Source organism: Reyranella humidisoli, assembly GCF_019039055.1.
Classification (GTDB): domain Bacteria; phylum Pseudomonadota; class Alphaproteobacteria; order Reyranellales; family Reyranellaceae; genus Reyranella; species Reyranella humidisoli.
Genome location: NZ_JAHOPB010000001.1, coordinates 2,874,574 through 2,888,111 on the forward strand (window position 1 = coordinate 2,874,574; position 13,538 = coordinate 2,888,111).

Annotated in this window: 14 protein-coding genes; 8 read left to right on the forward strand and 6 right to left on the reverse strand. The window is 65.8% G+C overall.

Annotated elements, in window-relative coordinates; all coding sequences use genetic code 11:
* Positions 1-58: 58 nt before the first annotated feature.
* Positions 59-385 (forward strand): DUF1476 domain-containing protein, encoded by a 327-nt coding sequence (locus KQ910_RS13890; protein WP_216961132.1) that lies wholly within the window; start codon positions 59-61, stop codon positions 383-385.
* A gap of 34 nt (positions 386-419) precedes the next feature.
* On the opposite strand, the gene KQ910_RS13895 is transcribed toward KQ910_RS13890, so the two are convergent.
* Positions 420-1,028: a hypothetical protein gene (locus tag KQ910_RS13895; RefSeq protein ID WP_216961135.1), complete on the reverse strand. Its 609-nt coding sequence runs from the start codon at positions 1,026-1,028 to the stop codon at positions 420-422.
* A 258-nt stretch (positions 1,029-1,286) separates the two neighbouring features.
* Between KQ910_RS13895 and KQ910_RS13900 the strand changes: the two genes are divergently transcribed.
* The 3 genes from KQ910_RS13900 (at position 1,287) to KQ910_RS13910 (ending at position 4,456) form a co-directional block, all read left to right on the forward strand.
* A complete protein-coding gene (locus tag KQ910_RS13900) occupies positions 1,287-1,631 on the forward strand; it encodes a hypothetical protein (RefSeq protein ID WP_216961138.1) in 345 nt (114 codons plus the stop codon).
* Positions 1,632-1,733: 102 nt separating this feature from the next.
* Positions 1,734-2,705 carry a TRAP transporter substrate-binding protein DctP gene (gene dctP / locus KQ910_RS13905; protein ID WP_216961141.1) on the forward strand — a complete coding sequence of 324 codons (972 nt, stop codon included), beginning with the start codon at positions 1,734-1,736 and terminating at the stop codon, positions 2,703-2,705.
* 77 nt (positions 2,706-2,782) lie between these two features.
* Positions 2,783-4,456: a SulP family inorganic anion transporter gene (locus KQ910_RS13910; RefSeq protein WP_216961144.1), complete on the forward strand. Its 1,674-nt coding sequence runs from the start codon at positions 2,783-2,785 to the stop codon at positions 4,454-4,456.
* Between the two features lie 202 nt (positions 4,457-4,658).
* On the opposite strand, the gene KQ910_RS13915 is transcribed toward KQ910_RS13910, so the two are convergent.
* The 3 genes from KQ910_RS13915 to boxC form a co-directional block, all read right to left on the reverse strand.
* Entirely contained in the window at positions 4,659-5,441 is a 783-nt protein-coding gene (locus tag KQ910_RS13915) for a bestrophin-like domain (protein WP_216961147.1), read from the reverse strand.
* A gap of 236 nt (positions 5,442-5,677) precedes the next feature.
* The gene (boxB, locus tag KQ910_RS13920; RefSeq protein WP_216961150.1) at positions 5,678-7,096 is read right to left on the reverse strand and encodes a benzoyl-CoA 2,3-epoxidase subunit BoxB; all 1,419 of its coding nucleotides are present in this window, start codon (positions 7,094-7,096) and stop codon (positions 5,678-5,680) included.
* 143 nt (positions 7,097-7,239) lie between these two features.
* Positions 7,240-8,898, reverse strand: coding sequence for a 2,3-epoxybenzoyl-CoA dihydrolase (gene boxC / locus KQ910_RS13925; protein ID WP_216961154.1), 1,659 nt, complete (start codon positions 8,896-8,898; stop codon positions 7,240-7,242).
* Between the two features lie 77 nt (positions 8,899-8,975).
* Here boxC and KQ910_RS13930 point away from each other — a divergent pair, with 77 nt between their 5' ends.
* The 4 genes from KQ910_RS13930 (at position 8,976) to KQ910_RS13945 (ending at position 11,154) form a co-directional block, all read left to right on the forward strand.
* Positions 8,976-9,413: a GNAT family N-acetyltransferase gene (locus KQ910_RS13930; protein WP_216961157.1), complete on the forward strand. Its 438-nt coding sequence runs from the start codon at positions 8,976-8,978 to the stop codon at positions 9,411-9,413.
* Positions 9,410-9,811: an Rrf2 family transcriptional regulator gene (locus tag KQ910_RS13935; RefSeq protein WP_216961158.1), complete on the forward strand. Its 402-nt coding sequence runs from the start codon at positions 9,410-9,412 to the stop codon at positions 9,809-9,811. Before KQ910_RS13930 ends, KQ910_RS13935 begins: the two co-directional genes overlap by 4 nt.
* Before the next feature lie 78 nt (positions 9,812-9,889).
* The gene (locus KQ910_RS13940) at positions 9,890-10,378 is read left to right on the forward strand and encodes a tetratricopeptide repeat protein (protein ID WP_216961161.1); all 489 of its coding nucleotides are present in this window, start codon (positions 9,890-9,892) and stop codon (positions 10,376-10,378) included.
* Positions 10,379-10,479: 101 nt separating this feature from the next.
* Positions 10,480-11,154: a hypothetical protein gene (locus KQ910_RS13945; RefSeq protein ID WP_216961164.1), complete on the forward strand. Its 675-nt coding sequence runs from the start codon at positions 10,480-10,482 to the stop codon at positions 11,152-11,154.
* Positions 11,155-11,163: 9 nt separating this feature from the next.
* On the opposite strand, the gene KQ910_RS13950 is transcribed toward KQ910_RS13945, so the two are convergent.
* Positions 11,164-11,925, reverse strand: a complete 762-nt coding sequence (locus KQ910_RS13950; protein ID WP_216961168.1) for an adenylate/guanylate cyclase domain-containing protein — start codon at positions 11,923-11,925, stop codon at positions 11,164-11,166.
* Positions 11,926-12,344: 419 nt separating this feature from the next.
* On the reverse strand, positions 12,345-13,538 hold the full coding sequence (gene acdA, locus KQ910_RS13955) for a 3-sulfinopropanoyl-CoA desulfinase (RefSeq protein WP_216961171.1): 1,194 nt from the start codon (positions 13,536-13,538) through the stop codon (positions 12,345-12,347).

A 13,538-nucleotide genomic window follows, 5' to 3' on the forward strand; every position in this document is an offset into this window, starting at 1 on the left:
GACGGCGTCGTCGTCGCTATATACCGCCCGCACGAGACATGCCCAACCGGAGCGGCCGATGACCACGTTCGATGATCGCGAGAAGGCCTTCGAGGCGAAGTACGAGCATGATGAGGGCCTGAAGTTCAAGGTCAGCGCGCGCCGCAACAAGTTGCTGGGCCTGTGGGCCGCCGGCCTGCTGGGCAAGACCGGCGCCGACGCCGAGGCCTATGCCAAGGAAGTCGTGATGGCCGATTTCGAGAAGCCGGGCGATTCCGACGTCATGCAGAAGCTGGTGCAGGACCTCGCTGCCGCCGGCAAACCGATGGAAGAGCACACGATCCGCAAGCAGTCCGAGCACCTGGCCATGGAGGCCAAAAAGCAGATCATGTCGGAGGTCCGCTAGCCAGACCGCGCCGCAGAGGTCTGGGGATCAGGCGTCAGGCCTGCTTGCCCATTCCCTGGTCGCGCCACTCGCGGCGCATGCGCTGAATCTCGGTTTCGGTCGGCCGATAGGCTGGCGCGTTCGGATCGAAGGTCGTCCAACCTTCCTCGCGCCAGGACGCGGCCCGTTCCGTGGAGTCGATCGGCCGGTGAACGGACATCAGCCCTTCGACGCGCCCGACCTCCGTGTCGGGGACGCGGGCGGTGACCAGCGTGGCACCGCGGCGAACCGCTTCCGCATGGACCGCTGCGACCTCGTCCTCCATGCCCGATCCGATCAGGGCGCCCATAAGGCCACCCGTAGCAACGCCAGCTGCCGCTCCCACGGCCGTCGCGGCCAGCCAGCCGGCCGCGACCACCGGGCCGAGGCCGGGAATGGCGAGGAGGCCAATGCCTGCCAGGAGACCCGCCCCGCCACCGACCACGCCGCCGATGCCTGCGCCCGCCGCCGTGTCCGAGGCGGCATCGTCCTCGGCATACTGTGCAGTCACGTGCCTGTTGGCGACGATGCTCACGTCGGAGGACGGGATTCCCGCCTTCTCGATGGCGGTTACAGCGGCTCGCGCCTGGGCATAGCTGTCGTAGGAGTGGCTCACCGTCTTCATCGCGTCCTCCTCGGGGATTGAGGCGGTACAACAGAGGTTTGGGGGCAAGGTTGCTTTAAGTCCGGACGCTGCTGTGCAATCGGCAGGCCTGGATATGCAGAGATTGTCGTCTCGGCGCCGCGGCCCTGCTCCAGGATTCCGGAGTGAAAAGAACACTGCTCCTGGCCCTAGCGCTGTGTGGCGCGTCCGGAGCCCATGCCGCCGATCCGCTTGCCGCCGATAAAGTGCTCGCCGCGTACTGCGCGGGGGGCGGCACAGGTGCGCGTTCTGGCCTATGAGCGGATGACCGCTGTCGCTTGCGGACCGGACCTTGCGCAGTACAGGACTGCCCGCCAACTCGCGGACGCGGCACTGCCTCGTTTGCGGCGCGAACTCGAAGCGGCCCATGCCGCGCTGGCCTCCTGTCACCTGCTCGACGTCGGACACCGCCCGGAGCCTCGCGGGCCCGGCGTGTGGCAACAAGCAGGAGAGGCGATGGCGAGAGGCGAGCGGGAAGCGCTTGTCTGCCTGAACCTGCGGGTGCCCGGTTTCCCGGAGGTTGCCGGCGATATCGGTCAGAACTGCCGCCGGGTCGAGGCCTGTTCCTCCTCGCCCGCATCTTGAACGACTTCGGAGCCCGCCGGGCAAGAAATCCCACGCATCGATGCAACCTTCTGGTCCTGTGTTCGCTTAGTGACGCAGTGAGCCGGAGGATCCGTTCCTTACATGCGTATCTTTAACCTCGTCGTCTGGCTGGTCGCCGCTGCTGTGGCGGGTCCGGCGGCTGCCCGAGATTTCACTTCATCGGATATCTATCCCTCCGACTATCCAACGGTACGCGCGGTGGCCCATTTGGCCGACCTGATGCGTGAACGCAGCGGTGGGCGCCTGATCGTTTCCACTCTTGGCGCCGCCGACCAGCAAACCGAAAACTACACGCTGGGCGAGCTGCGCAACGGTACGCTCGACATGGCGCGGGTGAACCTTGCCGTTCTCAACAGTGCAGTGCCTGCCACCACCGTCCTGACGCTGCCGTATATGTTTAGATCGACCGCGCACGAGCGCCGCGTGCTGGACGGACCGATCGGGCAGGAGATCCTGGCGACGTTCGAGCGCGCCGGCGTCGTCGGGCTGGTTTTCTACGATGGCGGCGCCCGGTCGACTTACGGTGTCATGCCGGTGAGGTCGCCCGCCGATCTGCGTGGCGTGAAGTATCGCGCCCAGCAATCCTCGAATTGGGCGCCCATGGTGCGCGCGATGGGGGCGCAACCCGTCGTCCTGCCGCTGATACGCGTCGACCCGTCGATGCGCGCGGGCCTCGTCGACGTGGCCGATGGCAACTGGTCGTCCTTCGTCGCCCTGCAGCATCATCGCGTCGCGAAGTTCTTCAGTCAGACGGAGCATGCCCGGTCGCCGGGTGTCGTGCTGTTCTCCCGGCGTGTCTGGGACACGTTGTCGGACGAGGAACGGTCGATCATCCGGTCTGCCGCCCGGGATTCGGTCGCCTACTACCGGCGCCTCTGGGATGAACACGAGGCCGAGGCCCGTCGTACCGCCGAGACGGCGGGCGTCCAGATCGTGAGCGACGTCGACCTGTCTGCCTTCTCCTCGGCTCTCGTGCCGCTCCATGACACCGCCGTCTCCGATGCGCGGCTCAAGGCGATGATCGACCGCATCAAGGCCGACCCGGGGCCGTAGGGGCGACGGCGAGGAACGACCGCGCGCTGTCCAATTGCTCCGCCGCTGCCTAGGATCAGTCAGGGGGAGAAGGCTCGATGAAGATTGCCCGTTGGGTGCCCGGTCTTGCGGCCGCGCGTGGCTACCAGGCGTCGTTCCTGCCGCGCGACCTGGCGGCGGGTGTGACCCTGGGGGCGGTCATGGTGCCGGTCGGGCTCGCCTATGGCGAACTGGCCGGTCTTCCATTGGCCGGCCTCTACGGCAGCATGCTGCCCCTGCTGGCCTACGCCCTGTTCGGCAGCTCCCGTCATCTCGTCGTCGGGCCCGATACGGCCATGGCCGCCATCGTGGCGGTGGCCGTGGCGCCTCTGGCGGTGGGCGATCCCGCGCGACTGGGCCTGCTCGCGGCCGGTCTCGGTGTCATGGTCGGGCTGATCTGCCTGCTGTCGGGCTTGCTGCGCCTGGGTTTCGTCGCAAACTTCCTTTCCAAGCCGGTGATCACCGGCTTCCTGCACGGGCTCGCGCTCGTGATCGTGGGCGCGCAGCTGCCGAAGGTCCTTGGCCTCAAGGTCGAGGGCGCGACGACACTCGACCAGTTCGTCGCCACGGTGCGGCATCTCGGCCAAACCAACCTGGCGACCCTGGCGATCGGCGCCTCCTGTCTTGTCGTGATCCTGCTCTGCCGCCGCTTTGCGCCGCGGGTGCCCGGTGCTGTGCTGGCGCTCGCCGGATCGATGCTGGCCGTGTTGCTGCTGGGTCTCGACCGGCAGGGCGTCGCGCTTGTCGGTCGCATCCCGACCGGTCTTCCCGACCTCTCGCTGCCGCTCCTGTCGCTGGCCGATTTCGATGCACTGCTGCCGGTGGCGCTGGTCGCGGCGCTGCTTTCCTTCTCGGATACGATGATCACCGCGCGTGCCTTCGGCGCCCGCCATGGAACGCGCGTCGATGCCGACCAGGAGCTTCTGGGTCTCGGTGCCGCGAACCTGGTCTCCGGTCTCAGCCAGGGCTTGCCGATCAGCGCCAGCGATACGCGCACCGCCGTCGCCGAGGCGGCGGGCAGCCGCACGCAACTCACCATGGTCATCGCGGCCGCCATCGTGGCGGGCGTCACGCTCTGGCTCGCCGATCTTCTCTATCACCTTCCGACGGCGGCACTGGGCGGCATCCTGATCGCCTCCGCCTGGGGCCTCTGCGACGTCAGCGAATTCCGCCGCCTCTGGCGGTTCCGCCGCAGCGACTTCGTCGCCGCACTTCTCACGATGGTGGGTGTCGTGGCGCTGGGCGTCATGGAAGGCATTCTGGTGGGCGTCGTCTTTTCGCTGGTGCTGCTGTTGCGCGCCCTGGCCTTTCCGTCCGATGCAGTGCTGGGGCGAACGCCCGAGGGCGGTTGGCACGACGTCGCCCATCGACCGGACGCCGCCCCGGTGCCGGGCCTGCTGGTCTATCGCTTCTCAGCGCCGCTCTTCTTCGCCAACTGCGAGTTGTTCCGGGATCGTATCGAAGCCCGCATCGCGGCGGCGGCGCATCCGGTGAGGCGGGTCGTCGTCGATGGCGGAGCGATCCACGACATCGACCTGATGGCGTGCGAACTGCTTGTCGATCTCGAGCGCGAACTGCGGGGCAAGGGCATTTCTCTGGCGTTCGGCAATCTGCGGGATCGTGTCAGGCGCGACATCGAGCGCGGTCTCCAGCTGGCCGCCGGCGATGGCGAAGGAGATCTCGTCTTTCCGTCCGTGGCCGCCGCGGCCCAGGCGGACCGTCCCCGGCCCTGACAACTCGCGGGTGAACGGCGCGCGGGCATCGACGGCGTGGTGCGGGTGTCGGCACCCGCACCGGTCGCCCGGGAAATGGACTGCCTTGAGCCCGATGGCTCGATGTCGCGAATCGTGGCGACGGCCTGTCCGCCACCGTCGAGGCCCGCGCCGTGAGCCGGCTGCTGCGAGGGGCTGCTCGGGTGGTCCCTCGCATGCGGCACTATTTGAGGGCGTTCCTCAGCGGCTCGTTCGAGAGCTGCATCAATCCGCCGAACGGCAGGCCGAGTTCGAGGATCAGATAGAAGGCCGCCGACGCGGAGAGGATGCACATCGCGATGACGACGAACAAGGTCGGATTGGGCGGTGCCGTCATGCTGAAGATGCCGAAGATGAACATCAGCCAGACGATCAGTACGATCAGGAACGTGTTGGAGATCGAATCGGTCGGCTGAGCGAAGAGAGCGAGCTGGGTCTGCTGGAGGTCGGTGCTGATCTGGAGGGCGCGGCTATGGAGGGCACGCTGCTTGGAATTCGCCGGCTGCAGGTCCTGCAGCATGAACAGGACCTCCTCCTCGGGCGCCTTGGATTCGTCGAGCTTGACGCCGCGCGCGACAGCCTCGTCGCGCCAGATCGAATCGATCATCGGCTGGATCTCGGCACGCAGGGCGGCCCGGATCGACTCCGCGTCTGGCCCGTAGTGCTTGAGAACCCGGTCGAGTTCGGCGATGTCGGCGGTCATGCGGCTGACGAGCCCGCTGGTCCGCTCGAAGGACGTGCGCGTCGAGGCGAAGAGCAGGGCCAGGACCAGCGCCGACATGGTGGCGACCAGCGCGATCGAGAGCTTGATCACATCCTTCGAATCGCCACTCACATGGGCCTCGGGCAGGCGAGTCCGGAGCAGGGCCCCGCCGACCGCGCTGGCGATGATACAGGCGAAGGCAATGGCGGCGAACTGGATGGGGCTCAAGGGGCGGTCCTCGTCGGGATCGGGAGATTCACGCACCCAACCTGCCCGACCACAAGGTGCAGAAGCAACGCGAACAATTTGCGGTTCAGACCGCGTGAACCGGCGACGGGAAAAGCCGCGTTCGACACAGGCTGGTCACAACCGTCGCCCCGTCGCCTGAGGCAAGGTTGTCCTGCCGCCTCCCCAAGGCGGCCACCCGGCCTCCATCACACCAGAGGCTCCCCGACCCGCCTGCGACCCCAAGCGCAGGCGGGTCTTTTATTTGGGGATCGTCAGTTGAAGCGGACGTACTCGAAGTCGCCCGGCTGGTTGTTGATGCCGCGCGCGGGCGGGGCGATCCAGTGGGCGAACTGGCCGGGCTGGGTCACGGCGGCCCCCATCAGCGAGGTGACGTAGGCGCGGTCCTCGTCGGTCGGCAGCCACTTGTCCTTGTGGGCGTCCCATTCGGCCTCGCTGAGGACCCTGCCGTCCGGCGAGACGCGCAGGCCCGCGAAGGCGCCGATCTGCCGGTCGAAGGCGCGATGCGGCAGTTTCATCTCGAAGTTGATGCCGGCGCGCTCGATCGCCTTGTTCCAGCGCAGCACGCCTTTGGCGCAGTCGTCGATATAGTCCTGGCGCAGCCGCTCGTTCAGCGCCTGAAGGGCCGGCACAGCCTTCCTGACGATACGGCCGTCCTCGACCGTCTCGATCTCGTAGGTCGCGTTCACGAGCAGGTGGTCGTCGTCGACCCGCGTCTCGAGGAAACGGCCCTTCACGCCCTGGGTGTAGTAGTTGGCCGCATTGGTCGAGGCTTCCTGGCCGAACAGGTCGAGCGACACCGAGAAGTGGAAGTTGAGATACTTCTGGATGGTCGGCAGGTCGATGCCGCCCAGGCTGCGTACGTCGTCGGTCTTGTGCTCCTTCATCAGCTCGCAGGTGCGCTGGAGGATGCGGCCGACGCCGGTCTCGCCCACGAACATGTGGTGCGCTTCCTCGGTCAGCATGAAGCGGCAGGAGCGGGCCAGCGGATCGAAGCCCGACTCGGCCAGCGACGCGAGCTGATACTTGCCGTCGCGGTCGGTGAAGTAGGTGAACATGAAGAACGACAGCCAGTCCGGCGTCGCCTCGTTGAAGGCGCCGAGGATTCGCGGCTTGTCGGGATCGCCCGAATGCCGCTCCAGCATCGCCTCCGCTTCCTCGCGGCCGTCGCGGCCGAAATAGGCGTGCAGCAGGTACACCATCGCCCACAGGTGGCGGCCTTCCTCGACATTGATCTGGAAGAGGTTGCGCAGGTCGTAGAGCGAGGGCGCGGTCTTGCCGAGCAGGCGCTGCTGCTCGACCGACGCCGGCTCGGTGTCGCCCTGCGTCACGATCAGGCGGCGCAGGGTCGAGCGCAGTTCGCCGGGAACATCCTGCCACGCAGGTTTGCCCTTGTTGTCGCCGAAGGCGATCTGGCGGTCGGGGTCGCGATCGGCCAGGAAGATGCCCCAGCGATATTCCGGCATCTTCACGTAGCCGAAGTTCGCCCAGCCGTTCGAATCGGTGGAAATCGCCGTGCGCAGATAGACGTCGTAGGCCGAGGTGCCGTCGGGCCCCATGTCCTTCCACCAGTCGAGGAAGCGCGGCTGCCAGTTCTCCAGCGCGCGCTGCAGGCGGCGGTCCGACGAGAGATCGACGTTGTTGGGAATGAGCTGGCTGTAGTCGATGGCCATCGTTCAGTCTCCTTGCTCGAATTCCTCCCCATTCAGATGGGGAGGTGTCCACGAAGTGGACGAAGGGGTCAGGCTTGCGCGCCTTTATGACCCCTCCGCCCCGATGACGGGGCACCTCCCCATTTGAATGGGGAGGAAAGCCTTTAAGCCCGCTTGCGGTCGTACTTGCTCTGCTTGCCCGTGCCGTAGAGTTTCAGCGCACCCTCGGGGCCGGTCGCGTTGGGGCGCTGGAATATCCAGTTCTGCCACGCCGAGAGGCGCGCGAAGATCTTGGTCTCCATCGTCTCGGGGCCGGGGAAGCGCAGGTTCGCCTCCATGCCGATCAGCCCGTCGGGCGAGAAGCCGGCGCGCTCCTCGACGGCGAGGCGTACTTCGTCTTCCCAGTCGATGTCGTCCGGCGTGAAGGTGACGAGGCCGGCTTCCTCGGCGGCGGCGGCGTCCAGCGCCTCGCCGATCTCGCCCTTGAGGTCGTCGACCAGCGACGGGTCATACAGGAAGCGCGTCGTGAGCCGCGTCAGCCCGTTGCCCATCGGGTAAGGACCGAAATTCATGCTCGTGAGGCGCAGCGTGGCGGCCGGCAGGTTCGAGCCCTCGAACACGCCGTCCAGCATGTAGGAGCGGTCGGCCGCAAGTGCCACTTCGAGCAGCGTGCCGGTGAAGCACGAGCCCGGCTCGATCAGCGCGATCAGGCTGCGCGAACTCACGTCGAGGCGCTTCAGTGTGCGCTTCCAGTAGAGCACGATCTCGCGCACCAGCCAGTCGCCGGAATTCTTGGCCAGCAGCGCGTCATAGGCCTCGACAAGTGCGGCATCACCCTGGCTGGTCAGCACCCAGGTGCCGATCTCGGTCTCGTTGAGGCGCAGGTGCATCATCGCATCGTCGAACTCGCGCGCCAGCGCCAGCGGCCAGAAGGCGGCGCCGGCGGCATGGACGTCGGACGGCGGCGCGGCGGCCGGGCCGTTCAGGCGGAACTTCGCCGAGCGGCCCTCGCGATCGATCTCGACGGTGAGATTGGCGTAGCGCAGCGTGTCGCCCTCGATCCGGCGCTCCACGGTTGGCAGCGCGATGCCCTTGGCATGCTTCGAGCGGGACGACTTGGCCGCAATCTCCTCGGCGATCTTCTGCGTCTGCTCGACGAGTTTCGACGGCGGGATCAACTGGTCGACCAGACGCCAGTCGCGCGCGCGCTTGCCGCGCATGCCCTCGGCGGTGGTGCAGAAGAAGTCGGCATGGTCGCGGCGCACCATGCGCTTGTCGACCAGGCGCGTGAGGCCGCCGGTACCGGGCAGCACCGCGAGCAAGGGCAGTTCGGGCAGCGACACCGCGCTCGATCCGTCGTCGGCCAGCAAGATCTGCTCGCAGGCCAGCGCCAGCTCGTAGCCGCCGCCGGCCGCGATGCCGTTGATCGAGCAGATGTAGGTCTGGCCGGAATGGATGCTCGCATCCTCGATCGAGAGGCGCGTCTCGTTGGTGAACTTGCAGAAGTTCACCTTGTGATCGTGCGTCGACAGGCCAAGCATGTTGATGTTGGCGCCGGAGCAGAAGATGCGGTCGCGCTGCGAGCGGATGACGACGGCGCCGATCTCGGGATGCTCGAAGCGCAGCCGCTGCACCGCGTCCGCCAGCTCGATGTCGACGCCGAGATCGTAGGAGTTGAGCTTCAGCTTGTAGCCGGGCTTCAGCCCGCCATCCTCGTTCACGTCCATGGTGAGGTAGGCGACGCCGTTCTCGAACGTGAGCTTCCAGTGCTTGTAGCGGCTGGGGTCGGTGCGGAAATCGATGGGCGCGGCGGCGGGGTCCATGGCGTTCCCTATTTCTGTAATTCAGTACTGAATTACCTATTTACTTTTCCCGACGCAAGAGCATTCTCTCTCCTCGAATGATCGCGATCCGCCCAGCCGAGCCGGCCGACCTGTCGGCAGTATCTGCCCTCGATGCCCGCCTGACCGGGCAGGCGAAGGCGGTCTACTGGCAGGAGACGCTCGCCCGCTATGCCGGCGGCCCGCCGGAGCGGCATTTCCTGGTAGCGGAAACGCCCAAGGGTGGACTGGTCGGGTTCATCGCCGGCGAAGTGCGCGCCTGGGAATTCGGCCAACCGCCGGCCGGCTGGGTGTTCGCCATCCAGGTCGATCCAAAGCTGCGGCTGAAGGGGGCCGGCAGTGCATTGTTCGAGGCGCTGGCTGCGCGGTTCAAGGCCCAGGGCGTCACCCATGTGCGCACGCTGGTCGACCGCAAGGACCACCTCATCCTCTCCTTCTTCCGCGCGCAGGGAATGGTCGCCGGCCCGTCGCTGCAGCTCGACAAGGAGTTGTCGTGAAGCTCCAGACAGCGACGCGACTTGGCCTATACGCGATTCTCGAGCTGGCCCGTGATCCGGGCCAGACCCTGTCGTCGGCCGACCTCGCCGACCGCTTCGGTGTCTCGACCCATTCGCTCGCCAAGGTCCTCGGCACGCTCTCCGCCGCCGGCCTCGTCCAGGGCGGGAGGGGCGCCGCTGGCGGGTATCGCTTCACCGGCAACAGGCGCCGCATCACGCTCATGGATATCGTCGCCCTGTTCGAACCCGCGCCGGGCAGCCGCGCCAAGGAGGCGGGCGAGGACACGGAGATCGGCGCCGCGTTGCAACGGGTGCTGACCGAGATCGACGAAATCGCCGAGGCCACGTTGCGTTCAGTCAGCCTGGAGACGTTGCTCGGGGCATCGCACGTTGACTGATCTTCGACAGTAGAGTCAGATGAGAATACAACCACTGGTTTATTGATTGAAAGAACTACACCGATAAGTTATCGACTCATGAAATTCGAAGAAGCCCTTGAGATCGCCTCAGGCCCACCCTCGACCGATGACCGCTTCATCGAAGCCTGCACGGTCATAGCAACTGCCTTGGAATCAACCGCACACTATAAGGTCGAAGCGCTTGTCAGTCGTGGCATCGGGTATATGCTGCGGCAGCAGCACGCAGAAGCATTGAGCGATCTGGATGAGGCCGTTCGCCTGAGTCCGACTTTCGATCGAGCCTACGTCAATCGCGCTACGGTGTACGCTAGGCTTTGCGATGATCAGATGGCCTTGTCCGACTTCAATCGAGCTATCGATCTCAATCCGACGAACCCGATCGCCTACGTAGGCCGAGGCCAACTTTTCAGGCGCCTGGGGATGATCGACAAGGCAATTGCCGATGTCGCGATGGCACGCGCGTTTGACGAAGGAAACCCTCATTTCGAGCGCCTCTGGGACCAACTGCTAGACGAATCTTCGACACCGACCACTCGACCGAACTGACTGGCCGGCGTCGCGGACCTATCCTGCGGCGAATGAGCAAAGCGACAGGACGCTCCGTCAGCCTGGAGACGATGCTCAGGAATCCGATGTGAAGATTGTGCATGCTTGTCCGTCTGCTGTGTCTAGCCATTCTGTTGCTTGCCCGTCCTGCGATAGCGCAGGCGGTGGGTGAGGCACCGCAGACCTGCGTGCCGAAGGGTGCGCTCAATCCCACCTACGAAAGCGAAAGCCAAAAGATCGAATGGCCACAGGAAGCGCCGCGCCTGCGAGTGGACGTGCCCAACGTCTCACGTCAGGGCGATCGGCTGCGGCTCGCGATCGATGGCGGCTCGGCGGTCGAGTTGCAGGACTGCCCCTATGGTGACGCAGGTTACCAGTATCTCTACGAGCGCTATGACGATCCCGGCCGCTTCTACGTCGTGCGCACGCCGGGGCTCGAAGATTTCGTCTGGACGCTGGTGATGAAGCGCACCGGCCGGCTGTTCACGGTCCACGGCGCGCCGGTCTGGGCGTCGGACAAGACGCGGTTCCTGACAGTGGCCTGTTCGCTGCAGCCGGCACGCGGCACGCTCTCGATCTTCACGCCGTCGGGAGATGGGCTTGCGACCGAGGCTGAAATCGAGTTGCCCTGCGCGACCGAAAGCTGCTCGGCGCGCTGGGATTTCGAGTCCTGGATATCGATCGCCTGCACGCCGCGCGACGACACCGCAAAGAAGGGCAGGGAGTTCGTCCTGATGCGGGGCAGGGATGGAAAGTGGAACCGATTCGGGCGTTAGGGCCTGGGATCATTCACCTGTTGTGCGGGTGATTCCCGGGGCCGCGTACAGTCTGATCGGTGCTTCAAAGCCCTTGAGGGTGTAGTCGCGCCCAGTGTCTTTCCAGGCGAGGGCAGGCGTACGGTCATGCACCTGCTGCGTCACGAGGATCTCGCCGGGGACTGCGGCGGACTGCGCACGTGCGGCGAGATTTACCACCGTGCCGATCGCAGTTAGATCACGATGGGAGTGACCGAACTCGCCAAACTTCATGACTCCTGAAGCGATCCCTATGCCGACGCCGAGCGACCGCTCGTCAATGCCATGCGTTCGCGCAAACTCAGCGAATCGGACGCGACAATCCTCCTGCAGGAGACTTGCGGCCGCGATGGCGCGGGCCGCGTGGTCGGCGTGCTTCATCGGGAAATTGAATACCGCCATCACGGCATCGCCGATCGTCTTGTTGAGTAATCCGTCCTGAGCCCAGATGGCGTTGCCGCAAGCGTCGTAGAAGGTGTCGAGCAGTTCGGACATCGCCTGCGGCTGAAGGGTTTCTGTCAGGCCCGTATAGCCGCGCAGGTCGGCGAACATCACCGAGGCGTCGATGTCGACGTTGCGGGCCCGCATGATCTTGGTGAACGCCAGTTCGCAGAACGTGCATGTATTGGGATTCATCCGGCTCGGCTTGAGGCCGAAGACCCGGAACGGCAGCGACTGGATGCCGCGCAAAGGCACCGGAAGACGCAGGTTTTGCCAGCACCCCTTGCAGATCAGTGACGGAGATTGCGCCATGGAGACCTCGCAGCATTGGACCCGACTACTCCGAGCCAACCATCGCCTGGAAGGGGCGGTGCGATCGTCAAAGCGTCCCACTCGCCATCCGACGTCGCCATAACCTGTTGGTTCCTCGACGATGTCGTGAAGGCAATCGAACGCTATCACCCGAACCGGGAATTGGTAAAGGCGCCATCATCCCAAGTTGATGGCCGCCAGCAGTGTGAGGCAACTCATGATGCGTCCGAGGGCAACGTATCCGGCGAGATCAAGGTCACCCGGGCCGGCCCGCCGCGATCCTTCTCCGACCACGGCGCGGTGTTCGGAGCTGGTTTGGCTTCTGGATCGGAGCGCGCAACTCCGATGTGCTAAAGTCAAGCGGACCGACGAAACGTGAGCGCAACGGAGATGAGCGCTCCATTGATGATCTTCTTGCCCTACTCCTTGTCCCAGCCATCGCGGGTCTGGGGCAGCTTCTTCTTCAGGAGCGCGCCCGCCACGACGTTGCGCAGAACCTCCGCCGTGCCGCCGCCGATGGTGAACATGCGAACGTCGCGGGCCATGCGTTCGAGCGGCAGTTCGCGGCTGTAGCCGCGGGCTCCGAAGAACTGCAGGGCGTCATTGACGACCTGGATAGCGCTCTCTGACGTGAACACCTTGGCCTGAGCGGCCATCAGCATGTCGGGAAAGCCGCCTTCGCCCGAGCGCGCGGCGTTGTGAACGAGGGCGCGCGCGGCCGAGAGCTTGATCGACATGTCGGCCAGCTTCCATTGCAGGCCCTGGAATTCGTTGATCGGACGGCCGAACTGGTGCCGCTTCTCCGACCAGTCGAGCGCCAGCTGGTAGGCGCCCTCGGCGATGCCGAGCGCCACCGTGGCGGCGCCGACCCGCTGGCTGTTGTACGCCGTCATCAGGTCGGCGAAGCCCTTCTTCAGGCCGCGCGGCGGGATCACGAGCGCCGAGGGCGGGACGTCCATGTCCTCGAGGTCGATCACCGCTTCAGGGATGCCGCGCAGGCCCATCGTGGGCTCGCGCTTGGTGATCTTGAGGCCCTTGGTTTCGTCGCGGATGGCGAGGAAGCCGCCGATGCCCTCGAACGTGCCCTTCTCGTCGTAGACCTTGGCGAAGATCAGGTGCAGGCGCGAGACACCGCCGCCGGTGATCCAGTGCTTGCGGCCGTTCAGGACGTAGCGGTTGCCTTTCTTGTCGGCGCGCGTGGTCATGCCGTTGGCGTCTGAGCCGGCGTCGGGCTCGGTGATGCAGATCGCGGGCTTGTCGCCGGCAAGCACCATGTCGGCGCACATTTTCTTCTGCTCTTCGGAGCCGTAGGCCATGACGGCGCTGATCGCGCCCATGTTGGTCTCAACCGCGATGCGGCCGGTGACGGCACAGGCCGAGGACAGCGCCTCGATGGCGAGGACGGCGTCGAGCCAGTTCTTGCCCTGGCCGCCATACTGGGTGGGGATCGTCATGCCGACCAGCTTCGCGTCCTTCAGCAGCTCGACATTGTCCCAGGGATACTGCTCGGTGCGGTCGACCTCGGCGGCGCGGGCGGCGACGGGGCCGGCGGCGAGTTCGCGGGCGCGGGCCTGCAGGGCGAGCTGATCAGGGGACAGGGCGGACGGGTTCAT

Bases quoted from the DNA above. Each gene is read 5' to 3' on its own strand.
- boxC (WP_216961154.1), bottom strand. From the start codon at position 8,898: ATGGACCCCGCCGCCGCGCCCATCGATTTCCGCACCGACCCCAGCCGC.
- KQ910_RS13895 (WP_216961135.1), bottom strand. From the start codon at position 1,028: ATGAAGACGGTGAGCCACTCCTACGACAGCTATGCCCAGGCGCGAGCC.
- acdA (WP_216961171.1), bottom strand. From the start codon at position 13,538: ATGAACCCGTCCGCCCTGTCCCCTGATCAGCTCGCCCTGCAGGCCCGC.
- KQ910_RS13910 (WP_216961144.1), top strand. From the start codon at position 2,783: ATGAAGATTGCCCGTTGGGTGCCCGGTCTTGCGGCCGCGCGTGGCTAC.
- KQ910_RS13930 (WP_216961157.1), top strand. From the start codon at position 8,976: ATGATCGCGATCCGCCCAGCCGAGCCGGCCGACCTGTCGGCAGTATCT.
- KQ910_RS13950 (WP_216961168.1), bottom strand. From the start codon at position 11,925: ATGGCGCAATCTCCGTCACTGATCTGCAAGGGGTGCTGGCAAAACCTG.
- KQ910_RS13890 (WP_216961132.1), top strand. From the start codon at position 59: ATGACCACGTTCGATGATCGCGAGAAGGCCTTCGAGGCGAAGTACGAG.
- KQ910_RS13945 (WP_216961164.1), top strand. From the start codon at position 10,480: ATGCTTGTCCGTCTGCTGTGTCTAGCCATTCTGTTGCTTGCCCGTCCT.
- KQ910_RS13940 (WP_216961161.1), top strand. From the start codon at position 9,890: ATGAAATTCGAAGAAGCCCTTGAGATCGCCTCAGGCCCACCCTCGACC.
- dctP (WP_216961141.1), top strand. From the start codon at position 1,734: ATGCGTATCTTTAACCTCGTCGTCTGGCTGGTCGCCGCTGCTGTGGCG.
- boxB (WP_216961150.1), bottom strand. From the start codon at position 7,096: ATGGCCATCGACTACAGCCAGCTCATTCCCAACAACGTCGATCTCTCG.